Source organism: Candidatus Flexicrinis affinis (assembly GCA_016716525.1).
Lineage (GTDB): Bacteria > Chloroflexota > Anaerolineae > Aggregatilineales > Phototrophicaceae > Flexicrinis > Flexicrinis affinis.
Genome location: JADJWE010000004.1, coordinates 480,908 through 504,962 on the forward strand (window position 1 = coordinate 480,908; position 24,055 = coordinate 504,962).

Annotated in this window: 25 protein-coding genes; 8 read left to right on the forward strand and 17 right to left on the reverse strand. The window is 63.0% G+C overall.

Translation table 11 applies throughout. The annotated features are described in order from the left end of the window. The first annotated feature begins 177 nt into the window (after positions 1-177). From IPM16_14490 to IPM16_14510, 5 genes are all read left to right on the forward strand, one after another. Positions 178-903 (forward strand): DUF4395 family protein, encoded by a 726-nt coding sequence (locus IPM16_14490; protein ID MBK9124310.1) that lies wholly within the window; start codon positions 178-180, stop codon positions 901-903. Between the two features lie 37 nt (positions 904-940). Next, positions 941-1,348 (forward strand): thioredoxin family protein, encoded by a 408-nt coding sequence (locus IPM16_14495; GenBank protein MBK9124311.1) that lies wholly within the window; start codon positions 941-943, stop codon positions 1,346-1,348. A gap of 35 nt (positions 1,349-1,383) precedes the next feature. Further along, entirely contained in the window at positions 1,384-2,625 is a 1,242-nt protein-coding gene (moeB, locus tag IPM16_14500; protein MBK9124312.1) for a molybdopterin-synthase adenylyltransferase MoeB, read from the forward strand. Positions 2,626-2,948: 323 nt separating this feature from the next. Next, positions 2,949-3,341: a VOC family protein gene (locus tag IPM16_14505; protein ID MBK9124313.1), complete on the forward strand. Its 393-nt coding sequence runs from the start codon at positions 2,949-2,951 to the stop codon at positions 3,339-3,341. Next, on the forward strand, positions 3,338-3,700 hold the full coding sequence (locus tag IPM16_14510) for a VOC family protein (protein MBK9124314.1): 363 nt from the start codon (positions 3,338-3,340) through the stop codon (positions 3,698-3,700). Before IPM16_14505 ends, IPM16_14510 begins: the two co-directional genes overlap by 4 nt. Before the next feature lie 18 nt (positions 3,701-3,718). On the opposite strand, the gene IPM16_14515 is transcribed toward IPM16_14510, so the two are convergent. The 6 genes from IPM16_14515 to IPM16_14540 all read right to left on the reverse strand — a co-directional run bounded on the left by IPM16_14515 (position 3,719) and on the right by IPM16_14540 (position 9,171). Continuing rightward, positions 3,719-4,798: a hypothetical protein gene (locus IPM16_14515; protein MBK9124315.1), complete on the reverse strand. Its 1,080-nt coding sequence runs from the start codon at positions 4,796-4,798 to the stop codon at positions 3,719-3,721. 150 nt (positions 4,799-4,948) lie between these two features. Next, a complete protein-coding gene (locus tag IPM16_14520) occupies positions 4,949-5,593 on the reverse strand; it encodes a hypothetical protein (GenBank protein ID MBK9124316.1) in 645 nt (214 codons plus the stop codon). A 151-nt stretch (positions 5,594-5,744) separates the two neighbouring features. Next, the gene (locus tag IPM16_14525; protein ID MBK9124317.1) at positions 5,745-6,908 is read right to left on the reverse strand and encodes a hypothetical protein; all 1,164 of its coding nucleotides are present in this window, start codon (positions 6,906-6,908) and stop codon (positions 5,745-5,747) included. 34 nt (positions 6,909-6,942) lie between these two features. Beyond that, positions 6,943-8,037 (reverse strand): hypothetical protein, encoded by a 1,095-nt coding sequence (locus IPM16_14530; protein ID MBK9124318.1) that lies wholly within the window; start codon positions 8,035-8,037, stop codon positions 6,943-6,945. A 152-nt stretch (positions 8,038-8,189) separates the two neighbouring features. Next, positions 8,190-8,684 (reverse strand): DinB family protein, encoded by a 495-nt coding sequence (locus tag IPM16_14535; GenBank protein ID MBK9124319.1) that lies wholly within the window; start codon positions 8,682-8,684, stop codon positions 8,190-8,192. A 4-nt stretch (positions 8,685-8,688) separates the two neighbouring features. Further along, positions 8,689-9,171 carry a DinB family protein gene (locus IPM16_14540; GenBank protein ID MBK9124320.1) on the reverse strand — a complete coding sequence of 161 codons (483 nt, stop codon included), beginning with the start codon at positions 9,169-9,171 and terminating at the stop codon, positions 8,689-8,691. A 175-nt stretch (positions 9,172-9,346) separates the two neighbouring features. Between IPM16_14540 and IPM16_14545 the strand changes: the two genes are divergently transcribed. Then, positions 9,347-10,564: an acyl-CoA dehydrogenase family protein gene (locus IPM16_14545; protein MBK9124321.1), complete on the forward strand. Its 1,218-nt coding sequence runs from the start codon at positions 9,347-9,349 to the stop codon at positions 10,562-10,564. Positions 10,565-10,687: 123 nt separating this feature from the next. Here IPM16_14545 and IPM16_14550 read toward each other — a convergent pair whose 3' ends face one another. The 3 genes from IPM16_14550 to IPM16_14560 all read right to left on the reverse strand — a co-directional run bounded on the left by IPM16_14550 (position 10,688) and on the right by IPM16_14560 (position 14,460). Continuing rightward, complete coding sequence (locus IPM16_14550; GenBank protein MBK9124322.1) at positions 10,688-11,737, reverse strand: hypothetical protein; 1,050 nt, start codon at positions 11,735-11,737, stop codon at positions 10,688-10,690. Between the two features lie 271 nt (positions 11,738-12,008). Next, a complete protein-coding gene (locus IPM16_14555) occupies positions 12,009-13,055 on the reverse strand; it encodes a hypothetical protein (protein MBK9124323.1) in 1,047 nt (348 codons plus the stop codon). A 103-nt stretch (positions 13,056-13,158) separates the two neighbouring features. After that, a complete protein-coding gene (locus IPM16_14560; GenBank protein ID MBK9124324.1) occupies positions 13,159-14,460 on the reverse strand; it encodes an HlyC/CorC family transporter in 1,302 nt (433 codons plus the stop codon). A gap of 224 nt (positions 14,461-14,684) precedes the next feature. Between IPM16_14560 and IPM16_14565 the strand changes: the two genes are divergently transcribed. Further along, a complete protein-coding gene (locus tag IPM16_14565; protein MBK9124325.1) occupies positions 14,685-15,236 on the forward strand; it encodes a DUF4256 domain-containing protein in 552 nt (183 codons plus the stop codon). Positions 15,237-15,649: 413 nt separating this feature from the next. Here the strand turns inward: IPM16_14565 and IPM16_14570 are convergent, their stop codons facing one another. Beyond that, positions 15,650-17,221 carry a PQQ-dependent sugar dehydrogenase gene (locus tag IPM16_14570; GenBank protein MBK9124326.1) on the reverse strand — a complete coding sequence of 524 codons (1,572 nt, stop codon included), beginning with the start codon at positions 17,219-17,221 and terminating at the stop codon, positions 15,650-15,652. Positions 17,222-17,538: 317 nt separating this feature from the next. Beyond that, the gene (locus IPM16_14575) at positions 17,539-18,369 is read right to left on the reverse strand and encodes a MerR family transcriptional regulator (GenBank protein MBK9124327.1); all 831 of its coding nucleotides are present in this window, start codon (positions 18,367-18,369) and stop codon (positions 17,539-17,541) included. 203 nt (positions 18,370-18,572) lie between these two features. Here IPM16_14575 and IPM16_14580 point away from each other — a divergent pair, with 203 nt between their 5' ends. Further along, entirely contained in the window at positions 18,573-20,108 is a 1,536-nt protein-coding gene (locus IPM16_14580; protein ID MBK9124328.1) for a phytoene desaturase, read from the forward strand. Positions 20,109-20,186: 78 nt separating this feature from the next. On the opposite strand, the gene IPM16_14585 is transcribed toward IPM16_14580, so the two are convergent. The 6 genes from IPM16_14585 to recO are packed head-to-tail and all read right to left on the reverse strand — an operon-like array spanning position 20,187 to position 23,827. Further along, positions 20,187-21,290, reverse strand: coding sequence for a hypothetical protein (locus IPM16_14585; GenBank protein MBK9124329.1), 1,104 nt, complete (start codon positions 21,288-21,290; stop codon positions 20,187-20,189). Next, positions 21,287-21,607, reverse strand: coding sequence for a cupin domain-containing protein (locus IPM16_14590; protein ID MBK9124330.1), 321 nt, complete (start codon positions 21,605-21,607; stop codon positions 21,287-21,289). Before IPM16_14590 ends, IPM16_14585 begins: the two co-directional genes overlap by 4 nt. Positions 21,608-21,620: 13 nt before the next feature. After that, positions 21,621-22,085 carry a hypothetical protein gene (locus tag IPM16_14595; protein ID MBK9124331.1) on the reverse strand — a complete coding sequence of 155 codons (465 nt, stop codon included), beginning with the start codon at positions 22,083-22,085 and terminating at the stop codon, positions 21,621-21,623. 3 nt (positions 22,086-22,088) lie between these two features. Then, positions 22,089-22,508, reverse strand: a complete 420-nt coding sequence (locus tag IPM16_14600; GenBank protein MBK9124332.1) for a hypothetical protein — start codon at positions 22,506-22,508, stop codon at positions 22,089-22,091. Positions 22,509-22,548: 40 nt separating this feature from the next. Next, on the reverse strand, positions 22,549-23,022 hold the full coding sequence (locus tag IPM16_14605) for an HNH endonuclease (protein ID MBK9124333.1): 474 nt from the start codon (positions 23,020-23,022) through the stop codon (positions 22,549-22,551). Between the two features lie 40 nt (positions 23,023-23,062). Beyond that, a complete protein-coding gene (recO, locus tag IPM16_14610; protein ID MBK9124334.1) occupies positions 23,063-23,827 on the reverse strand; it encodes a DNA repair protein RecO in 765 nt (254 codons plus the stop codon). Positions 23,828-24,055 lie beyond the last annotated feature (228 nt).

Here is a 24,055-nt window from a genome sequence, read left to right on the forward strand (position 1 = left end):
GCCACCACCATGATGTATATGCACATGGCGATGTGTTGTCGTGTGTCATCTGCGCGGCTGGACGTGTGACCGTACCCCGTAACCGAACTGGGTAATCCAAGGCCAACCGTCCGCACGGTTGGCTTTTTTGTTGAGTGGGCAAGACGCTGTAAGCAAGAACTGAGGAGAACACCACCGATGCCGTCCATCAAGATCCCGACACCCCTGCGGGCGTATACCGGCCAGAATGCGCAGGTCGACGTCAGCGGCGAAACCATCGGCGAGGTGCTGGCCGATCTGGTCAGCCAATATCCCGACCTCAAGCCGCACCTGTTCAACGGCGACAGCCTGCGCACGTTCGTCAATATCTTCCTCGGCGACGAGGACGTGCGGTTTCTCGACGGGCTGGACACGCCGGTCGAGTCTGAAGACGCGCTGCGCATCATCCCGTCGATCGCCGGGGGCGCATCGCCCGCGCCGCGCCGCGTGGATCAGTCCGGCCTCAAGGTCGGGCAAGCGTCCACGATCGTGCTGCTGCTGGTCGCGTTTGTGCTGAACGTCTGGCCTCTGGTGCTGTTCGTCGGTATCGCGCAGCTGCTCGGTGCCGTCGAATCGGAGGCCGGACCGTATCGCCTGTTCTACCAGCGCGTGCTCAAGCCGCGCGGCCTCGTCAAGCCGAACGTGATCCTCGACAACCCCGAGCCGCACCGCTTCGCAATGGGTGTCGGCGCCGTGTTCAACCTTACCGCGACCCTCGCGCTGTTGGGCGGGGCGGCCGTGCTCGGTTGGGCGCTGGTGTGGGTCGTGATCGTGCTCGCGAACCTGAATTTCTGGCTCAACTTCTGCCTCGGCTGCTGGATGTATTACCAGCTCAACAAGCTCGGCATCCGCGGTTTCGACCGCGCCCCGCTCCCGCAGCGTTAGCCCGTTCGTCCACCCGTCCGCGCACGGAGGCCACGCCATGATCGACCGCATCCTGATTGCCGCCGCCTTGTTGAGTTTCGGAATCGTCGCGTGGCAGACGGTCACGCGCCGCCAACTGGCCCGCGCGCGCCGTACCGCGAGCGTGCGCGATCCGCTGCTGGCGACTGCGCCGCACGGTGCGTCGGTGATCGTGTACTTCACGACCCCGACCTGCGCGCCGTGCAAGTTCCAGCAGACTCCGACGCTGGACGCGCTGCAAGGCGAGTTGGGCGATCAGCTGCACATCGTGCGCGTCGACGCGACCGCCGAGCCGGAGGCCGCAGCGCGCTGGGGCGTCTTCAGCGTCCCAACCCTATTCGTGCTGGATTCCGACGGCACGCCCAAGCATGTCCATAACGGTGTCGTGAGCGGGGCGGTGCTCAAGCGCCAACTTGCGACCGCCTAGCACCGCCATCTCCGTTCGATCGTGAAAGGAACGTCATGTCAGCCGTAGATCTCGACACCCATACCCACCTCAGCCACGAGGAGATCCGGCGCTACAGCCGCCACGTCATCATGCCAGAGGTCGGCATCGAGGGGCAGCGCAAGCTCAAGGAAGCCAAAGTCCTGCTGATCGGTACCGGTGGCCTCGGTAGCCCGACGGCCCTGTACCTCGCGGCAGCGGGCGTCGGCACGCTCGGCGTGGTCGACTATGACGTGGTCGACGAGAGCAACCTGCACCGACAGGTGATCCACGGCCAGAGCACGCTGGGTATCCCGAAGATCGACAGCGCCGAGATCCGCCTCAAGGACATCAACCCGTACGTCGACATCGTCAAGTACAACGTGCCGTTCACCAGCGAGAACGCGCTCGAAATCCTCGAACCGTACGACCTCGTGATCGACGGCACCGACAATTTCCCGACGCGCTATCTGGTCAACGACGCGGCGGTCAAGCTGGGCAAGCTGAACGTCTACGGCTCGATCTTCCGCTTCGAGGGGCAGGTGGCGGTGTTCGGGCATCCCGACGGGCCGTGCTATCGCTGCATGTTCCCCGAGCCGCCGCCGCCCGGCCTCGTCCCGAGCTGCGCCGAGGGCGGCGTGTTGGGAATCCTCCCCGGCACCGTGGGCACCATGCAGGCGACCGAGGCGATCAAGCTGATCCTCGGCATCGGCGAGCCGCTGGTCGGCAAGATGCTTCTGTATGACGCGCTGGAGATGAGCTTCACCAAGATCAAGGTGCGCAAGAACCCGAACTGCCCGGTGTGCGGTATCCCGCACGAGCAGATCGAGTTGATCGACTACGAGCAGTTCTGCGGCATGCCCGCCCACGACCGCAGCGCGTTCGCGACGCCGACCGAGACGGTCGACGGCATGCGCGTCATCAACGTGCGCCAGCTCAAGGCGCGGATCGACCGTGAGCCGGAACTGGTGGTGCTCGACGTGCGCGACCCGCACGAGTGGGAGATCGCGTCGTTGGACAACACGCTGCGCATCCCCAAGGGGGACATTCAGGCCGCGAAGGACGCTGTGCTGCAAGGCCGCGCGCAGGAAGCCGACACGGTGCTGGCACAGATTCCGCGTGACCGCGAAATCGCACTGTTGTGCCGCAGCGGCAAGCGCAGCGCAGACTCGATCGGGTTCCTGCTTGAAGTCGGGTATGACGGCTCGAAGCTGGCGAACATCGAGGGCGGAATCCTCGCGTGGGCCAAGGAGATCGACCCCAGCCTGCCCAGCTACTAGGGGAGCTGGCAGGAGTCAGACATCAGTAGGGACACGGCACCGCCGTGTCCGCTGGAATGCTTGAACCACAGAGGACACAGAGAGCACAGAGGGGCGGCCGCCGGCCGCCCGCCGGCGGAGGGGGGGGGGAGGAACGTGGCCCCTGTCCGCTGGAACGCTTGAACCACAGCGGACACAGAGTGCACAGAGGGAAATGTAGGGGCGAGCCGGCGGCTCGCCCTTTTGGTGTCTGTTAGGTTGCTGCCGGATTGCTTGTCACCGGCGCACCGTTGCCGTTACACTGCGTTCATAGGCTGTGTTCGCCTGCCGTGGGAGGACTCACCATGCCGTTCGCGATTCAACACATCGACCATATCGCACTGACCGTCAGGGATGTCGAACGCGCCACGCGCTGGTACTGCGATGTGCTCGGCTTCGAACATCGCTATCCGGGCTTGTGGGGCGGCGTGCCGGCGATGCTGTTTGCCGGTGACACCGGAATCGCGCTGTTCCCTGTTCGGGCAGCAATCCCGAAGCCGTCTCCGGCGAGCGACACGATCGCCATGATGCATCTGGCGTTTCGGGTGGACCGCGCGGGGTTTGTCAAGGCGCAGGACCATCTGTCTGCGCTCGGGATCGCGTTCGAGTTTCAGGATCACGACATCTCACACTCGATCTACTTCAGCGATCCGGACGGCCACCGGCTCGAGATCACGACGTATGAGGTGCCCGGATGAAGTTCAGACGCGGCGAGATCAACATCTTGTGTTCAAACCTCGAGGCGTCCCTGCATTTCTATGTCGATATCCTCGGCTTCACGCCGACCACCGACGCGGAAGGGTTCTATCATCTGCAGTTCGCCGGGAATCAATACCTGCTGCTGCCGATTGCCGCACGGGTCGATAATCCCGCGCCGTATGGCAGCGTGCCGCAGTTCTCGATGGATTTGCTGGCGGATGACCTCGGCGCAGCGTACGCGTATTTCAAGGCGCGCGGCGTGACATTCGCAAAGGAATGGACCGAAGGCGCGGCGATGTTCGTCATCCGCGATCCCGACGGCCTGCCGTGGGAGGTCGTGGCCTTCGGGATCGACTAGGGGCGAAATCGCGGCGCGTTACTGCGGCGGCGCGGGTACGGGCAGCGGCGCGCCATCGACTGTACGCGCGTAACCGCCGTCGTAGTCGAGCAGGATGAAGTCGATGTACGCCGAGCCGCTCGGCGTAGCATTGCGGATGACCAGCTTGATCGCCGAGACGTTCGGACTCGCGAAGAAGGCGACCGCCTTGAAGAACTTCCAGATCGGCACGGACGTCCCGTCGATGACCGCGATCGCCTTTGTCGATGGGGTGCCATCGCTGTACTTCAGGATGATCTTGAACTTGAGGTTTGCCGGATCGGCAAACTGCATTTGCCCACTGAATTCGATGCGGTGCCCAACATAACCCAGCAGGAGGTCGACCGGCCAATCGCGCTTCTGTTTGAGCTTTGTCGCCTCGTTCGGGCCACCGACAAACTTGAACACGCACGCGCCATCATAAGCCGGGACGACTCCGCACTCTTGTCCGTCGCCGTTGCTGGCGTTCTCGACCTTCCAATCCGCGGCAGATAGCGGAGTCTCGAAGCTGGTGTTGAGCATGCCGGTCGGGTCCCAGTCCGTGCCGCCGTGTACCATCGTGCGCAGTTTGAGCGTCGCACTGGCGGCATTTGGGACCGCTAAGCCGACTCGCACATAGTAGGTGGTGCCGGGACTGACCCCAAACGCCGGCAGTTCGCCATATCCGCTGAGGTTGGCGCCTGCACATGCGGTTTGGGTCAAGTCGTCCAGCGTAGTCCCGGTGTAGATCCCCAGCACCGTGCGGATGTTGGCTTGATACGGTTCGGTGTACACCTCGCTGCCTGCGGTCGAGAGCAGCACGGTGCCGGAGAACGTTGGGGTGAACGAGTACCACACGGTGTATGACATCGGACAAGAGAGGAAGTCGATATCGTTGGTTTCCGCCGTCTCGAGCGTCGCTTCGACGACGTTGCCTTCAACGGTGACGCGCGTGTTCAGGACGAGCGGCACGGCATCGGCGAAGTTGTCGTTGGGCGGGGCGGCGCGCGGCACGGGATCGGCCGCGGCAGGCAGCGCAGTCATCAGGGCGAGGAAGACAAGCCAAATGACCGTGTGATGACGCATGAGGGTCGGGCGCACGAGGTGCCTCCATGACGATAATTCCACGCGCTCATTGTAAGGAGCATCGCAACGATCTAGCGTGAAGATTTGGCACGCCATGCAAAAGGGCGAGCCAGCGGCTCGCCCCTACGAAACAGGTTTCGGATGCGATTCTCGAGTTCGGCAGATCTACTTCGGCACGATGGCGAGCAGGTTGATCCCATCGGCGCGGAAGTCCTCGCGGCGGCGCACGATGACGCTCTCGATGAACTCCAGCCCAAGCGCCAGCGCCACGCCGACGATCAAGCCGAGGACGGCAGCGGCGGCGGTCAGCAGCACGGGCTGCGGTGCGACCTGCGTGGTCGTCGGGCGGTCGGGCAGCAGCGCCAAGACGCGATCCTCGCGCGCGACGGTCTGGTTCTGCCGGTTGCGGTAGTCGATCAACGCCTGCCCCCACGCCGTGGCGATGGCTTCGCCGGCGGCGGGGTCGCCGTTGTCGACGTCGATCTGGATCACGAGGCGCAGCGTGTCCGGCGCAATCGTCTTGTTGTCCATCAACGTCTGCGCGTTGGTGGGGAGCTGCAGCTCGTCGATGATCTGCTGCGCGATCAGCGAGCTGTCGAGGTAGACCACCATCGAGTTGAGCAGCAGACGGCCCGCTTCGGTCAAGCCAAAGTCGGCGCGCGACGGCTGAATCAGCACCAGTTGAGTCGAACGGTACACGGCGGGCTGGCGGCTGGACAATACGTAGGTGCCAGCGGCGGCGATCACCGCCAGCAGCAGAATCAGCCACCAACGCCGGACCAGCGCCCGCAGATAGTCGGAAAGCAGCATCGTCAGCGCCCCCTTCGTTGCGCAGTCGTTGACGAGATGCGCCAGTATACCACCGGTGCGTACCTGGAGATATTTGGAGAAAGTCATCCGGTTTGGGACAGCGTCCCAAACCCCTTGTGGAGGTGTGGAGGCGAAGCCTCCGCGCACGCCGTTAGAAGCGGTCGGTCATGGCGTCGGCATAGCCAGTCAATTCGGCGTAGCCATAGCCGGTGACACCGCCGCTGAGGGCGACCGCGCCTTCCCAATACGCCGGATCGGAGTCGTACAGCTCCTGATCGGGCTGCAGCGGCGTGACGGCGAACGTAAAGCCGTCTTGGCCCGCGATGGCGATGTCCCATCCGGCGGGATAGGCCGCGCCGGTGTGCGGGCTTTGCCACGTGCCGGTCGGCGTGATCGTGAAATCTTCGGCGTCGAGGTGGCGCGTGCTGCCGTCGGCTTCGATCAGCAGCCCGCCGAACGCCGGCTCTTTGCCCCCGTCGACCTGCCGGATTTGCCCGACCATCAGCTCGCGCCCGTCGTCGAACTGCAAGCCGAACCAGTCCCAGCCCAGCGCCTCCGAGCCGAGCGCGCTGGTGCTGAACTCGTGGTCTTTCCACGACGCGCCCTCGACCGCGAACGCTTCGCTGCCGAGCGTGATCGTCCCGATGGTGGTTTGGCGCGGTTGGCTGTAGTAGTAGCTGGCGTTTCCCGGCTCGTTGGACTTCGGGCTGAGGCCGCCCTGTCCCTGCAGCGCCACGCCTTTGACGTCGGTCAGGGAGAAGTCGATCGCGAAGCCGTCCGCCTGCGCGGTGATGCGTGTGACGTCGGGCGCGTCGCCAGCGCGGATTTCCCAGTTGTCGAGCGCGACGTGATACGGTGCATCCGGTTGATCGTCGTCGGGGAGGGCGAAGGCAAGTCCCGCTGCGCCGCGGCTGAAGCGCTGCTCGTGGTAGAAGCGCTGGCCGGCGATATCGCTGACGGTGAAGTGCGCCATGAAGATCTGATTGGTGCGGAACTCAGAGTCCGACGCGCTGGCGTCCGGCGTGATTGCGCGGCGGAAGATGGTGAACTGGTAGCCGAACCGGCGGCCGTCGTCGGTCGCCAGATTGCCGGTGTAGTACCACCACTCGGTCTGGAAATCGTTGTGCGCGCCGAAGTCGCGCGGGAAGTCCCAGTCGTACGGGCCGATCGCGCGCGCATAACCGGTGAGGTCGGTCTGCGGCGCGATCAACTGCGCACGGGCTGTGACGTCGTCACCGCCTGCGCCTTCGATCATGCCGATACCAAGCAGGGCGATGGCGATAACGACGCCAAGTGCAATGACGACTCTCGTCATGATTCGATGGACCTTTCAAAGCCCGCAGGCCGGTCTAGGGCACCGCGACCGCCCACAGGGTTGCGAGGATCGTGGCGATGACCGAACTGGCGATCGCGAGCTTACACCAACGCGCCATGTGCTCCTCAAGCTGCGTGAGCTGGGCATCGATGTGTCCGTCGCGTGGCGTGTCGTGCCGGTGGCGGAAGATCCAACGCACGGGGACGGTCATCAACGGGATGACCGCGATCGACCACACCAGATACCCCAGCGCCATCACCAGCAGCCCCGGGAAGCGCGCATCGTTCAACATTGGCAGCAGGATAAATGAGATGGTTGTAGTCCAGATGAACAGCAGCAGAGTCTTTACGTAGCGCAGCATCAAGCGGCGCAGGTACATGACGTTGCGCACGAGCTGCATTTCGGTCACGGCGATTTCTTGAATCAGCGAGCGGTCGATGGTACGTGCCAGCCCGAACGCCACGCCGATGTGCTGCACGGTGGCCGGGTCCGCGTCGGCGGCGAGCACGCCGGCTTTACGCAGCGAGTCGAAATCGCGGCCCTCGGGGATCACGCCGCCGTCCGTCGCCTCGACCATCGAATCGAAATACGCTTCGCGCTTGCCGCGGCTGAACGGCATCATGAAGTCGGCATGGCCGTCGGCGTACTGATATTCCAGCACGCCGTGCTTGATGCGCGCGGACTCGTCCGGGCTGAACGTGACGCCGCCCAGCGCGAACGTCGGGTTGAGCAGGTCGCGCTCCGAGCCCGGCATGTACAGCGTGTAGTAGAAGTGGACGAGGTCTTTCAGCAGCAGATACACACCGTAGATCGGGATGATGAGCGAGAGGGCCAGCGGATAGGCGAGCGAAAACTGCAGCACAGCCGATACCAACCAGCCCGCGATATCACCCAACTGGGGGAACAGGTTCTGCACGTAGTTGATCAGCACGGACAGCTCGCCGTCGACGATGTCACGCAGGAAGATCGGGATGAGCAGCAGCAGGCCCGCCCCGCCGATGAAGGCGGTCGCCACGCGGTGCTGCGTGCTGAGACGCACCTCGCAGCGCTGCAGGTAGGCGCGCGCGGCGGCGCGCTCGGCCTCGGTCAACGGGGCGTCGTCAACGGGGTTGTGCTTATGTTTCGGCATGGGGGCGGCTCACACGGCGCAGGGGGCGGAACACCGCGCAGAAGTGTAGCACCGGATGCCGTCGCCCGGAAGTGTGTCGTACGCGAAGCGTGAATCGAACGTCTGACAGAGCATGATCAGGAGAGCCCGCTCTGACGACTGATTCCTTACTCCTAACCAGCCAGCACCCGCGTGATCTGTTCGAGGTGGTCGTTGTCGTGGTGGCCGACCTGCATGAGGAAATCGTACAGCGGGCGGTCGCCGTCTTCGGGATGAATAGCCACGCGCAGCAGCTGGTCGGGTGTCAGCGATTCGTAGAACGCGGCCATCCGTTCGCGTTCGGCGGCCATGTCCTCTATGACCGCGTACGGGTCCTGTTCGGCATAGTGGTTGTCGATCACCAACTGCAAGTGGTCGTACGGGACGAGCACCGGCCGGTGTTCAGCGACGATCTGCCGGGCGCGGCGGTGGAAGATGGCGTTGAAGTCGCGCAGATGGCACAGGATTTCCAACGGGGTCCAGCCCTCGGGACCGTCGCGCTTTGTCTGCAACGCGTCGGGGTCGGCGGCGTGGACGATACTCGCCAGCGACTTCATGCTGCGGCGCATCAGCAGGACGTGACGCCATTGGATGCGTTCGAGCATATCAAGCACGATCGGGTCGGTCATGCGGTTACTCCTGCGCCAGCACGCGCGTCATCTGTTCGATGTGGTCCATGTCGTGATGGGCGACGTGCATCAGGACGTCGAGCAGGGTCTGCGGGCCATAGGCGGGGTGAACGCCGCCGCGCGACCATTGATCGTCAGCAACGGCGCGGAACAGCACAATGGTTCGCGCGCGGTTGGCGCTCAATTCAGCCAGTGCTTCTGCCGGGTCCTGCGCCGCATAATTGTTGTCGATCACGAGCTGATTGACGTCATACGTCGCGAACGTCGGGTTGTCCTGCTCGATGACCGACTGCGCGCGGCTGATAAACAGCGGTTCGAGGTCGCGCAGGTGGCACACGATGTCGAGCGGCGTCCATCCGTCCGGGCCGTCCCGTTTGGCGCGCAGATCGGCCGGGTCGGCGGCCGTGATGACACTGGTGATCGTCTTGAGCGTGCGTTCGAGCATGAGCAGGTGCCGGTTGCGCACGCGTTCGAGTTGCGGGTCCATCAAGTCCATTCCCTCCATGTCAGGACAACGAAGCGTACACTGTAGCCCGATTCAAGACATACCTGCCATGGGCCAAGTATGCCGCGCATGGGCTGTTGCGGCCTATCCCGGGCCTCGGCCCCGCTGATATAATCGCGGCATCACGTTCGCTTCCATATTCCCCCTAGAGGATCTCATGGACTTCGCTCTTACAGAGGAACATCGTCAAGTACAGAAAATGGTGCGCGATTGGGCCGCGAAGGAAGTTATTCCGGTCATCGGCGAATGGGATCGCAAGCAGGAGATGAACCCGGCGTTCCTGCCGCGCTTGGCCGAGCTGGGCATCCTCGGCATCAGCATCCCAGTGCGCTACGGCGGTCAGGGCTTCGACTACATCTCGCTTGCCTTGGTGTGCGAGGAACTTGAGCGGGCCGACACGCACCTGCGTGTCGTGATGTCGGTGCACCACGGCCTGAACAGCCAGGCCCTGCTGCAGTGGGGTAACGAGGAGCAGAAGCAGCGTTTCCTTGTGCCGCAGGCGCGCGGCGAGCAGTACGCAGGCTTCTGCCTGACCGAGCCCGGTGCGGGCAGCGATGTCGCCGCTATGAACTCGACCGCCCGCAGGGTCGGCGATACGTACATCCTCAACGGCGAGAAGATGTGGATTAGCCTTGCGACCAAGGCGCACAACTTCCTCGTCGTCGCCAAGACCGACCCGTCCAAGGGCCATGCCGGGATGAGCGCGTTCATCGTCACCAGCGACATGCCGGGTGTGACGACCGGCGATATCCACGGCAAGCTGGGCGTGCGCGCCGGCAGCACCGGATGGGTCGCCATGCAGGACGTGGAAGTGCCGGCGGCGAACCGTCTCGGCGAAGAAGGCGAAGGCTTCAAGATCGCCATGAGCTGCCTCGACAACGGCCGCTACACGGTGGCCGCAGGGGCAACGGGTCTTATTCGCGCCTGCCTCGAAGACAGCATCAAGTACGCGATGGAGCGCGAGACATTCGGCAAGCCGATCGCGCATCATCAGCTCGTCAAGCAGAAGATCGCGTTCATGCAGCAGTGGTACGACAACGCGTCGCTGCTGGTGTGGAAGGCGGGCTGGCTGAAGAATCAGGGCGTGCGCAACACGCGCGAGACCAGCATGGCGAAGTGGTACGCCACCGATCACAGTGTGAAGGCTGCGCTGGAAGCGATACAGGTGCACGGCGCGTACGGCTTCAGCGACGAGTACCCGGTCGAGCGCTATCTGCGCAACAGCAAGGGCGCGGTGATCTACGAAGGCACCAGCGAGATTCACCAGTTGATGCAGGCGGATTACGCGTTTGGCTTCCGCGAGGACAAGCCGCTGCGCTGCGAGATGCCGGCCTACGACGTCGACTACTTCCAGGGCGAGCCGGTCGGCGCGTAGACGAAACCCTCACCCCAACCCCTCTCCCTCAGGGAGAGGGGCTTTCACTTATGGCGAGTGGAACGCTGGAAGCGCAGCCCAGCGCGTCTGAGAACTCACTACTGACGACCCGAAACTGGACGCTTACTGCGCCGGTGCTGGGACAGGCAGGACGCCAGCTGGCATGTCGCGCAGCACAAGGCCGCCGACGTAACTCACACCTGCGTTGTCGATTACTGTGGTCCCGCCGGTAGACCGATTCTTGAAGATCTGCTTGATGCTGACCAGCGCGGCGCTCTCCATCTCGACCGACAATGTAAGCGAGCCAATCCCAGCCGGCGCCGTCACCCGTGTGACGGTGGCCTTCGTGGTTGGGGTTCCATCGGAGTAGTTCAGCTTGACGATCATCTTTAGGTCGGTGCTGGGGCCGGTGGACGTGACTTGCGCCCCCGAATACAGGGATTGACCGACTACGCCGGTGACGATCGCCGTGGGCCACAGAATCGTCTGCTGTAGTTTGGTCGCCTCGCCCCGGCCACCGACGAACTTGAACGAGCAGTTTCCTGCGATGACCTCGCCGGAGCCACAGATGATCCCGTCACCGTTAGTCGCGTCCTTGACCGTCCAGATCGGAAGTCCGTTCTCGAATCCTTGATCTAGCTGGTTCGGCGCAAATGACGTCCAGAGAACCTGTGTCTTGAGTTTGTAATACGATCCTGCCTCAGGCGCGCTGTGGGTGGCAACGCGTATGTGATAGGTCGTCCCCGAAGTGATGTTGAGCGACGGGATGTAGCCCGGAGGCACGCTGTCGGTGGTGCCGCATGTCAGCGTAGAAAGCGAATCGACATCGTTTCCGGTGTACGCGCTGACATAGACAAGCGCACTCACGGAGCCTGAAGGGCTGACATAGCGGCTCCCATTGACCGAGAGAGCGATCGCGCCGGAAAACGGGGCCGTGAACTTGAACCACACGCTGTACAGGTTCCACGGTGTGCACTTCACATCATTAAGGTCGGTTGTGGCGAGGTGAACGTCGTCGATCTTGTACTTGCCGTTCAGTGCAATGGTCTGTGCATTTGCGAAATCGTCGTTGTTTGGCGCTGCACGTGGCGTAGTCTGGGCTACTGCTGCCGTGAGTGCCGCTGCGATGAAAGCGAGCGCGATCAACAGTGGAAGCAAAGGTCGACGGGGCATACTCAATTCTCCGGTAATGCAAGTGGTCGTTTAATAACTCACTACTTGTCAGACGATTGCTCCTTTATACATCAATCTTGTGTTTCGCGTGTGAACAGAAACGTCATCGAGTTGGCTGCGTGCAGCAGTTATCGAACGTGTGTATCGTTAGGCTGACTAGGCAGTGGCTTGTCACAATAAACCCGTGAGGCAGTCTCGGCTGACTCACGGGTTCCCAGTATGGCATGAATCGCTGTCGATCAGCGGAGTGAGTCCTCAAGTCATCCAGTCGCTACTCTATCGGCACCGGTACGGGCAGCACGCCGGACGGGATGTCCCGGAGCAGGCCGCCAGCGTAAAAGAGGCTCGTGTCGTCGACAAACAGCGTGCTGCTTTCCGATCGGTTGGTGACGAAGTAGACGACCTTGGTCACATTCGGGCTGGCGAACATGACGGGTACGGCCATGCTGAGATAGTTCGTGTTGTTGTGCGAAACCCAATAGTAGTACTTTGTCGTCGGTGTGCCGTCACTGTACGAAATCTTGATGCCGAAATCGAACTTTATGAGGCCGGACAGTGACTTGGTGTAGATGATCGCAGCCAGATAATGCGTAGTCTTCGCCTTCATCTGGTCGATCGGCCACACGATCTTCTGCTGAATCTTGGTCGACTCATTCAAGCCGCCGACAAGCTTGATCGAGCACGTGCCAGATAGTGCGTTGCCATCCCCGCAGATGCGTCCGTCCCCGTTCAAGGCGTTCTTGATCTTCCACGGCGAACCGAGCGGGTTGATCTCAAAGCTGCCGTCTTGCAACAGGGTGCCACCGCCCAGCACAGTGGTGGTCATGCGATAGTACGCACCGGGGAACTCGCCACTGCCTGAAAACTGCGCGACCTTAACGTAATACGTCGCGCCCGCTGCCACCGCGAGCTGCGGGATCTCCGCGTAATACATGCTGTAGTCGTCACTTGCGGCGACCTGCGTGAGTGTGCCGAGCGTCGCTCCGGTGTACACGCACATGACAGTGTCGACGAAGAAACCCTGCTCGACGTAGCTCCCAGCGGTCGACAGCGCGATCGTCATGTTGAACGGCGGCACGATCCGGTACCACACACTGTGCGCGCCCGCGCCCCCACAAACGGGCTCACTGGCCTCGGTCGTGGCGAGGTCGACATTCCTGGTCTTGACCGAGGTGTTGAGGACGAGCACCTGCGCATACGCGAAGTTGTCATTGGGCGGCGCCGGCGCCGCGGCGACGGTATGAGTTTGAATGACCAGCGCAGCCATCAAGGCGGCCAGCACGATCAGCAGAAGGTAACGTTTGTAGTGGATGGACATCGCTGACCCCTCTCGAAACAGGAGACGCCAATGCTTCCCTCTACACTCATCGTACTGCCGTCAACAGGTTACGATATAGCGCCATGCTGGTACATGCACTCGATTATTCTACGTCAGGCAAAGGCGGTATTCGCGTAACCAGGACTTTGTCTATGCGCCGGCCGTCCATGTCGACCACCTCCAGCACGTGATCGGCGAGAGTTACCTTGTCACCCACGTTGGCCACCCGGCCCAGTTCATCCATGATGACCCCGGCCAGCGAGGTGTGCCGGCGTTCGTCGTCGTGGGGCAGGCCGACACGAGTCGCCACCTTCTCGTACGGCTCAAGCCCGTCGATCAGCCAACTGCCGTCCTCGCGCTTCACGTAACGCGGTTCTTCGGCGTGGTCGTATTCGTCCCGGATCTCGCCGACTAGCTCCTCGATCAGGTCTTCGATCGTGACCAGACCCATGATCTGCCCGTATTCGTCGATGACGAAGGCGATCTGCGCGCCCTGCTGGCGCAGCTGGAGCAGTACGTCGTCCCCATGCAGACTTTCGACGACGAACAGCGGTGGGCGTGCTATCGATTCGAGGTCGACGTTTGCGCCGCTGGCGAATGCGCCCACGAGGTCTTTCACGTGTAGGACACCGACGACGTGGTCTACAGACTCTTCGTACAGCGGCAGGCGTGAGAATCCGCTGGTGTTAAACACGCCCATCACCTCGGACAGCGATTGATCGACGCTGACGGCGGTGAACTGCGTACGCGGCGTCATGATCGCGCTGACGGGGCGGTCGGTGAAACGGAAAACGCGCTCGATGATGCGCGCCTCCTCGTGCTCGACCACGCCGCTCTCCGTCCCCTCGCGCACCAGATACTCGATGTCCTCTTCGGTCACGGCGTCTTCACCGGTAGCGCGCTGACCAATCACCCGCATGACTCCGGCGACCGACAGAGTCAGGAGGGCGACGATCGGCCGCGTGAGCGCGGAGAGGACCGTCATCACCGGCGCAGCGATGATCGCGAGGCGTTCGGCGTTCTGGATCGCCAACCGTTTCGGGACAAGCTCGCCCAGCACCAGCGACAGATAGGTGATGACCACGACGACGATCAGTAGGCCGAGCGTTTCGGCATGCGGTTCGAGGGCCGGGATCTGCGCGATCCAACCGGCGAGGATACTGCCGATGCGCGCGCCGCCGAACGCGGCGGAGAATGTACCGATGAGCGTAATGCCGACCTGGACCGTCGCCAGAAAGCGGTCGGGGTTTTCGGCGAGGTTCAATGCCTGCCGGGCAGGCCGGCTGCCGGCATTCGCCATCGACTCGAGACGGCCCGCGCGGGCGGAAACGATCGCCAGCTCCGATCCAGCGAAGAAGCCGTTGGCAAGCGTCAGCGCGAGGATAATGAGCAGTTCGGAGAGCATAGCGACCTCTCGGAGATCAGCGGCGGCGGGCAGTGAATTCTCATCCCGCGTCACGTTCATTCTAGCAGGTCGAGGGAGAGGGGTAAGGGACAAGGGAAATGGGGGAAGAGAGACAAATCCATGCCCGCACAAATCTATAGATCAAGCGTGCTATACTTGGCATCGTGCATCATTCTCTACGAACCTTGCTCCACGTCAGACATCTCAACAGAAGGGAATCCGGTATGGCGCTGACAGGAGAAGAACGCGACGCGCTGCTCAAGACACTGCAAACGCGCTTCGAGCGCAACAAGACCCGCCACAAGGGTCTCAACTGGGCCGATGTGCTGGAAAAGCTGGACGCCAGCCCCAAGAAGCTGTGGTCGCTCAACGAAATGGAACGCACCGGCGGCGAGCCGGATGTCGTCAGCTACGACAAGAAGACCGACGAGTTCATCTTCTACGACTGCTCTGCAGAAAGCCCCAAGGAGCGCAGGAGTCTGTGTTACGACCGTGACGCGTGGGAGTCGCGGAAGACGGCGAAACCCGACGACAGCGCGATGGACGTCGCAGCAGCGATGGGAATCGAACTGCTCACGGAAGAGCAGTATTTCGAACTGCAGAAGCTTGGCGAGTTCGATCTGAAGACGTCGAGCTGGCTGAAGACGCCGGCGGATGTGAGAAAACACGGCGGCGCGATCTTCGGCGACCGCCGCTTCGGCCGGGTGTTCATCTATCATAACGGCGCGGAGTCGTATTACGCCGCGCGCGGATTCCGCGGCTGGCTCAAGGTCTAGCAGCCACCACGGGTGGAGTGCTGAGAAAATGACCGGGTGAGGGCGTGTCCTTTCCTGGACACGGCAGTGCCGTGTCCCTACGAAGGCAAGGGGCAAGGCGCATACCATCGCGGTATGGTAGGGACGCGATGCATCGCGTCCAGCGCGGATGAACCGGTTCAACGGGCGGCGGGCGACCCGCCGGGTCGCCCCTACAGACCGTCTTTGGGTCTATGTCTTCTGGACACGGCCCCGCCGTGTCCCCACGCAATTCGGTGAGGCGCAGCAGTTTTGAGCCGTCGCGGTGTGGTAGGGACGGGGCACGCCCCGTCCGGGGACGCGGGATAACGGACCAGCCACGGGCGACCCGGCGGGGCGCCCCCGCAGACCGTCGCTGTGTCGATTGTGGTTCAATCGTTCAAGCGGACAGGCTACTATCCGCCGCGCCACGTCGACGCCCGCGGATCAGGCGCGTCGGCGATCACCGACACGTCGTCGACCCACAGTTTGCCTGTGCCGCCCGGCGCCTTGATCTGAACGTTGGCTTTGAGGAAAGTCGCCCCGGCGAGGCCCTCCGCCGGCAGGTTTAGCAGCGTCGCTGCGAACGTGCCGGACGGCACCGCGAGCGCGAGCTTCTTCTTCTCGACGTCGGTCACCAGCTTGAGTGTGATGCTCGGGGCGGTGGCGAGGTTCTTGCCGCGAACCGTTGCGCTGAAAGCAAACGTCGTGCCGGCGATGAGCCCGGACGTGTACAGCTTTTGCGACGCTTTGGCGCCATCCACCGCACCCTTGACCATCAGCGAGCATGCGCCGGCGATCGGGTTCTTGCACGTCCGCTTGGCGCCATCGCTGACCTTCCACTCCTGCCACGGCCAGTTGGGACCCGGGTCGATGTCCGCCTCGAAACTGCCGTTGCCGACGAGTTCGCCTTCGGACACCGGCGGCGTGTGCGCGATTCGGATGACCCGCCCGCTGCCGAAAGCGAGGTAATACAGCGCGCCGTCCGGCCCCACGCTCAGGTCGACGGGCGCTGAACCCTCCGTGTTTTCGACGAACGTCGTGACGCTGCCCGTGATGCTGTCGCGCACCCAGATGTCGTTGAAGCAGTAGTCGCTGAAGAAGTAGTCGTTGGTGTACTCTGCCGGATAATACGGCGTGTTCGGCACGTAGAACGTCCCTCCTGCGATCGACGTGCAGCCGGACGGCGCGTGTGGATAGCTGTAGATCGGGTCGGTATATGATGGGTTGCCATTTGCGCCTGTGAAGTCCGGCCACCCATAATTGGCGCCTGCCGCGCCCAAGTTGACCTCCTCAAAGCTGCCGCTGCTCGGCCCGACGTCGTTGATGAAGATTTGCCCCGTATTGGGATGCACAGCGAACGTGAACGGGTTGCGGAGGCCCAGCGCCCAGATCGACCGGTTCTCGCCGCTGGCCGTGCCGTAGAACGGGTTGTCTGCCGGGATCGTACCATCCGGGTTATAGCGCAGCAGTTTGCCGTGCCGGTTGCTCAGGGTCTGCGCGTTGGACGCGACGGCCGTGTCGCCGACGGCGATGTACAGCTTGCCATCCGTGCCGAAGTGAATCGCGCCGCCATTGTGATTGGTCGCGCCGCTGGAGTAATCGAGCTTGACGATGTTCTGCTTGCTGCCCGGCGCAGCGATGTCGCCCGCGGCGGTGTAGCGATCAATCCGCCCGCGCGGCGGGTTGCTGTTTTTAGCCGGTCTGGTGTAGTGCACGTACACATGACCGTTGCTGACAAAGTCCGGGTCGAGCGCGATGCCGATCAATCCGCGCTCGCCGGCACTGTCGACGGTGATGCTGACGAACGGCGTCGGCAGCAGCGCGCCGGCCGCGGAGACGACCCGCACCGTGCCGCCCTTCTGCGCGATGAACAACCGGCCATCCGGCGCCCATGCCATCGCCGTTGGGGACGAGAGCCCCTGCGCGTAGATTTCTTCGCTGAACGTGGGGAGCGGAGCGCGCGGTTCTGTGCCGGGGACGGGCAAGGGGCTGCTGTGCGGCCGCAGGGGCCAACAGCAGCGCGGCGGCGATCAGGCTGAACAATGCTCGGCGCATAATGTGATGTCCTACACTCGCCTTCGATAGCGCGATTATAGGCGGTGCCTGCGCGGCCTGTCACCCTATGAGCAGCCGATGCTTGGCGGATAGTAGACAGGAGTCAGTGGTCAGGCGTCAGGGGACAGTGCACGCGTTGCGTGGCGAGCCCCATGGGGTGAAAGATTGAACCACAAAGGACGCAGAGGACGCAGAAGGGGCGGATCGCCGGACCCGCCCCCTGCGCCATCATGGCACCGCGTCGTCGCTAATCCACCGCGTACTGGACCTCGGTCAGGGCCTGCTTGTCGTCCTCGGCCATCGAGAGATAGATCTCACGCGAGGGGATGCGGACGTGCTTGTTGTTCTCCGCCGCCCAGCCCAGCACCGCCTGATACGCCTCCGTCATCGAGTCGTATGATCCTTGATGCAGCGTGCTGACGACGGTCTGCTCGGCCGGCAGCGTGCGTACGGTCACGGTATAGCCTTGCGCCTCGAACTCGCCTTCCTTCGTGCCGGGAGCGACCGGGAAGGCGATCTCGACGTCGATATCCGTATCGGTGAATTCGTCCTGATAGAACATGGCGAACGGCGGGCCGACGATCTGAACCTGATTTATCCCGATCCATCCGCCGAGCGCGGGGAAGACGGCCTGATAGTGCTCGGACATGCGGGCGAGCGTCGGGACGGTAGCGCGAATGCCGGCGATTGTAACCGCCGGAACAGACTTGGTGACGACATCGTATGTGGTCATGATTCCCTCTCTTTCGATCTGGTTGAGACGTGCGGCGACCTGTCGCAGACGGGCTTCCGCTTCCGCGACCTCCTGCTCGGCCTTCGCCCGCTGCAAGCGCAGCATGGCGCGGATTTCGTCGGCGCTTACCCCGTCGCTCAGCATCGACTTGATCTGATCGAGGCTGAGGCCGAGATCGCGCAGCGCCAGAATGCGGTTCAGGCGAGGAAGCTGGCCGACGTCGTAGTAGCGGTAGCCGGTGAAACGGTCGATGTGGGCTGGCTCAAGCAGGCCGATATCGGCGTAGTAGCGCAGCAGCGACACCGGGACTTGAGCGAGCTTGGAAAACGGGCCGATCTTGAGCATGGGCTAAACCTTCCGCGCGGTGTGGTTTCTCCACTGTCCTTAGCGTACAGTCTCAAGCGGCTTGAGAGTCAAGGAGGTGTGGATTCGCCAGCACGTGAGTCATCCAATGCTCATGCGCCGTGAATCCGGCGTTCCATCACTGCCGGTAGACTTTGTTACAGTTGGCACAAAGTAGTACTGCTCGCACCGTAAAGGCAGCACCCATGAGCAAGAAAGTCATCATCATCGGCAGTGGATTCGGCGGGTTGGGCGCGGCCGTTCGGTTGGCTGCCCGCGGCTACGAGGTCGAGCTGTTCGAAAAGCGCGACAAGCTCGGCGGTCGTGCGTACGTCTACAACATCGACGGGTACACGTTCGACAGCGGTCCGACCGTCATCACCGCGCCGTTCATGTTTGACGACATCTGGCAGCTGGCGGGTCGCAAGCGTGAGGACTACTTTGAGCTGGTCGAATGTCAGCCGTACTACCGCATCTTCGATCACCACGGCGAAGCGTTTGACTATAACAACGATGAGGAGTTCATCCTCGGCCAAATCCGCCGGCGCAGCCCGGGGGATGTCGAGGGCTATCAAAAGTTTATCGCCAGCACCAAACCGATCTTCGAGAAGGGCTTTGTCGAATTGGCCGACAAACCGTTCCTGAAGTTCACCGATATGCTCAAAGTTGCGCCCGATCTCATCAAGATGCAGTCGTACCTGTCCGTATATCAATACGCCAGCAAATTCGTGAAAGACGAATTCCTGCGGCGCGTGTTCAGCTTCCATCCCCTGCTGATCGGCGGCAACCCGTTCGACTCGCCGTCGATCTACGCCATGATCCACTACCTCGAACGGCAGTGGGGCGTGTGGTTCGCCATGGGGGGTACCGGCTCGATTGTGGCCGGGTTTGAACGCCTGATTACCGAGCTGGGCGGAAAAATCCACCTCAACGCCGAGGTTGCTGAGATCACGATCGACCCGACCTCACGCCGAGCGACCGGTGTGAGGCTTCGGGACGGGTCTACCCACAAGGCCGACGCCGTCGTGGCGAACGCCGAGGTGGCGTGGACCTACAAGAACCTCATCCCGTCCGAGTACCGGCGCAAGTTCACCGACCGCAAGATCGAGCGGATGAAGCACAGCATGTCGCTGTTCGTCATCTACTTTGGCACCAAGCGCCGCTACAACGACACCAAGCTCGCGCATCACAACATCATCCTGAGCGAGCGTTACAAGGGCCTGCTCAACGACATCTTCAACAAGCAGGTCGTGTCCGACGACTTCTCGCTGTACCTGCACATGCCGAGCATCACCGATCCGTCGCTGGCGCCGAAGGGTGGCGAGACGTTCTACGTGCTCTCGCCGGTCCCCAACCTCGGGTCCGGCACCGACTGGACGAAGCAGGCCAAGCCGTACCGCGACGCGATCATGTCGTTCCTCGAAGCGAACTATCTGCCGGACCTGCAGAAGAACATCGCCGTCGAGCACCACATCGACCCGCTGTACTTTCAGGGCACGCTCAACAGCTACCTCGGATCGGCCTTCAGTATTCAGCCGGTCCTGACACAGTCGGCGTGGTTCCGCCCGCACAACCGCAGCGAGGACATCGACCGGCTGTACTTCGTCGGCGCGGGGACGCACCCGGGCGCGGGCCTGCCGGGCGTCCTGAGTTCGTCGATCATCGCCGAGAATCTGGTGATGGACGACCTGCCGATCCCGGCGCGCAGCACGTATGCCGCGCCGGTCGCTCAGCCGGGGTAGGCGCGGCCACAAGCGAGAATCAGTCCGGCCCTGCGAATTGCGGGGCCGGTTTGATTCGGGTGCGCGTCCTGATGCGGACTATGCGGGTGCCGGCTGCCTGCCGCCCCGGTTCGATAGGACGACAATCGCGGCTGTGGTCGCAAGGAAGAGCAGGATCGCGATGACATTGAGCAGCCCCGCCGTCTGACGGGCGGCCTGATCGATCTGCAAGTTGGCGGCCGTGCGCAGCAGCATCGACACGTGCAGCACGGCCAGCGGGACGTACAGAACGCGCGAAAACTGGAAGTTCACACCGCTGATGGCGGGTAGGATGATCGGCATGTGACCGAAGATCATCGAAAAGACGAACCCCAATAGGAACGCGTGCAGAACGAGGGCATAGTCCGGGCCAGCGAAGATAGCGCCTTTCCAGATCGCCGCTGCGCCGCCGAACGCCAACCACATATACCCTAGGATCAGACAGATTGCGATGTAGCGGGGCAGGCCGGACAGCTTCACCGTGCGCCGGCTGATGTCGTAGCGCAGCAGCCACGCAGCGACCAGAACAGCGCCTGCGCCCAACACGCGTACACCGAGCCCGAGGTTCGCCGGCGAAATCAACACGCCGACGATATATACGCCCACCACGCCCACCAGCAGGCGTTCGCTCAACGGCGTCAGCCGCCGCACCCGTGACAGCTCTAGGCGCTCGCCGACAATCGTCAGGATCAGGAAGGCCGTCCACAGATGGACCGTCAGCACGATGGGCTGGCCGGAAAGCCACAGCGCATTACCGATCGTCCAGCACACGGTTCCGGCGCCCATGATCGCCACATCGCGCGAGGGGTGCATGCGCAGCATGTAGACGTACAGGATCGTGAGGCCGATGCCCGCCGAGGTGAATAGCCCCTTGGCGTAGATGGCGTCCGGCCAGAGCAGCACCGCCAGAGCGCCAACCGCGTTGATCGCGGGTACGATTAGTGCCCAGCGCACGCGGCCCGCCAGCGCCACCGCTCGTTCGAGGCAGATCAGCGTACCGAGAAACCCGCTGATCATCAGCGGGCCGTGCAGCGCGCGCACGCGTTCGCTGAGCGTGTCCATGTCCCAGCCAAGCCGCGACAGCCCTGCGCCAAGCCCGGCCAGCAGCGTCACGACGATCAGGGCAGGCAGCACCACGCGCGGAACGATCCTGCCGGGGTTCACGAGGCGACCTCCTGCGTGCTGAACATCGTCAGCAGCATCACTAACGGGGTCTTGGCGACGACGCTGTGCTTCAGGTTAGGCGGCATCAGCACCCAGCTCCCCGCGTGCATCGTGTGTGCGTCGCCGCCAAGCGTGACATCGGCCTCGCCGCTGACGATCTGGATGATCGCCGTTTGGCTTGACGTATGCTCGGACAGCTCTTGGCCGACGGCGAATCCAAACACGATTCCCTTCACACCGCCGCTGCGGACGAACGTGCGGCTGACGATGCTGTCGGTCGGGATCGACTCGATTAGGGCGGCTAGCTCGGGGATCAGGGTGTAGGGTGTTTCACTCACGCTGTGTTTCTCCTTGTGTAGGGCGGCGGACGGGGAACTCGATTTTACCGTCCGCGAACGGCTTTACGCGCGGCCACATCAGTTTGACGAACAGCACAATCGCCACCAGCGCGATAAGCCGGCCGGCCGCAATGACCGGCTGTGCGCTGACGACGTATCCGACCGCCGTGATGGCGACGCCGGAGTTGATGAGCGCAAGGCTCCACCAGCCCAAACGCACCGCGCCGTATTTGCCGGGGGCGGGGACGGCGAACCGTGGCAGGGCGTAGAATGCGACTCCCATGATGAACTGCAGCGTCCATCCGAACACCAGCACCTCGGTATGCGGCAGCAGCAGTGTCCAGGCCCATGGGATTTCCGGGTAGCCCTTCTGAAACAGCACCAGCGCGCCAAACAGAAATCCGGCGCCCAAGTGCAGCAGCGAAGCGCGGATCAACCAAACGCTCAATTTCGGCATCCGTCAGCGCTCCTTGACGCGATCCCACGTCATGTAGACGAAGATCCAGCCCGCCGCCAGCATAAACGCCGCGGCGAACGTCAACGTCCAGCCCCAGCCTGAGCCGGGATTCATCGCCATGGCCGGCTCGCCGAATGCGCGCAGCAGCAGCCCGATGTTGAGACAGACGTAGACCGCCCAGCCCAACTGCGGGTTGCCGCGCGGATCCTCCTTCGACTTCTTCGGGAACATCCAGTACGCCACGCCCATGATGATCTGAGTAACCCAGCCCACGAAGATGAAATGCAAATAGACCGGGCGCAGGGTTTGCAGCATGGGCGACCATCCCAGCACCGGCTGAGCAAGCATTGCGGCGGTCATCGCCAGCCCGGCGAGCAGATACAGCATCCCGGTCTTGATGAAGTAGCGGGAGAGTGTGGGCATGAGCAGTTCCTAACGTGCGAGCGAATTTCGAGCCGACCAGCTACCACACGTACGGGGCCGGGCTTTCATCGGAGTCGTCGTCGGCGCGTATCATCCGATCTGTGGGTGGTTCGTCGACAAACATGTCACCCTGAATGCCCGGATCGTCGCCGCCGTAGCGCTCCAACACGCTGTCGATAAACGGCGTGCGCGGCGCGCCGCGTGCGAGCACTTCGGCCGCAAAACGCGCCGGATGCTTGAACGCCTTGCGCTTGTTGCAATCGGGGCAGGCCAGCGCGAGGTTTGCCGGTACATTCGGCCCGCCGCGCACCACACCGAGGATGTGGTCGATCTCGAACTCGGCATCTACGACGGACGCGCTGCACCAACTGCACTTGCCGCCGCTGTCGAGCACAATGCCGCGCAGTTCGTCGGCCGTGACAGCACCCGGCGACCCTGCGGCGCGTGCTCGGCTGTTCAGGCCGTTGGCGTAGCGTTCCAGTGCCTTCTCGTGAAGTCGATCGCTGTATTTCATGGCGGTGGCCTCCTTTCCGACGCGCGAGCGCGGCCGTGACCTACTCTCGCACGCGCCGGATGAAGTCGACGCTTTGTAAGCGTCGTTCGAGCAGATAGATGATGTATCCCTGCATAATGCGCTCAAGTTCGGCATGGAGCGATGTCGCCAGCTTGAGCTGGCCGACGTCGTCGTAGGAACTGCGCTGCATATGGCGCAGCACTTTGAGCGCGTTGAGCGACAGCGGGACGAGCGCGCCCGCGCCGCGCTGCGCCGCCTCCGGGCTGACCACGCCGCCGTCGGCGTAGCTGAAATACTGGTCGCGCGGGGTGATCGCTGCGCGGCTAATCACACAGGTCGACAACTCCGGCTTGAACCCCGACAGGTCGAGCAAATGCACTTCGAAATAGCGTACTGGCAGGCGCGGGTCGGGGCTGCTCGAGAGAGCGCCGAAGGTTTGCCCCAACAGCCGGAACAGCGCGGGCGGCTCGTCGCCGCTGTCGCCGGTGAAGCGGATCACCAGCTCGGCCACGTAGCTCGCGTAGGCGCCGCGCTGCAAGTCCTCACGCAGCGGGAGCCACGGCTGAGTCAACGTCGACTGTGCGGCGATGTCCAGATCGCGCCCGACGTTAATCAGCATGTCGGCCTCGGTGTACAGCTCGACGTGGCCGGTACGCTTGCCGGCGGGCCGTCGCGCGCCCTTGGCGATCACGTCGCGCCGGCCGTGGCCGGGGGTCAACACCGTTAAGAGCCGATCCGCCTCGCCAAAATCACGCCGACGCAGAATCAGAGCTGGGGTGCGAAACGAACGTTCAGGGCGTGCCATCGTGCTTCCCTGCCGTAACTGTGATCGGCTGTGGACCTCGACCGCGGAGGCTTTGCCTCCATACCACCACCCAAGGGCTGATGCCCTCTGGATTCCCGAATCTGCGTTTTCATTCCGTCGACGGGATCAAAACGCAATGGTGGAGGTGCAGGAGACACTGTCTCCTGCCGGGGTGCGGGGCAGCGCCCCGCATCACTCCATTATACCGGACTTGGCGGGGGAACCGGC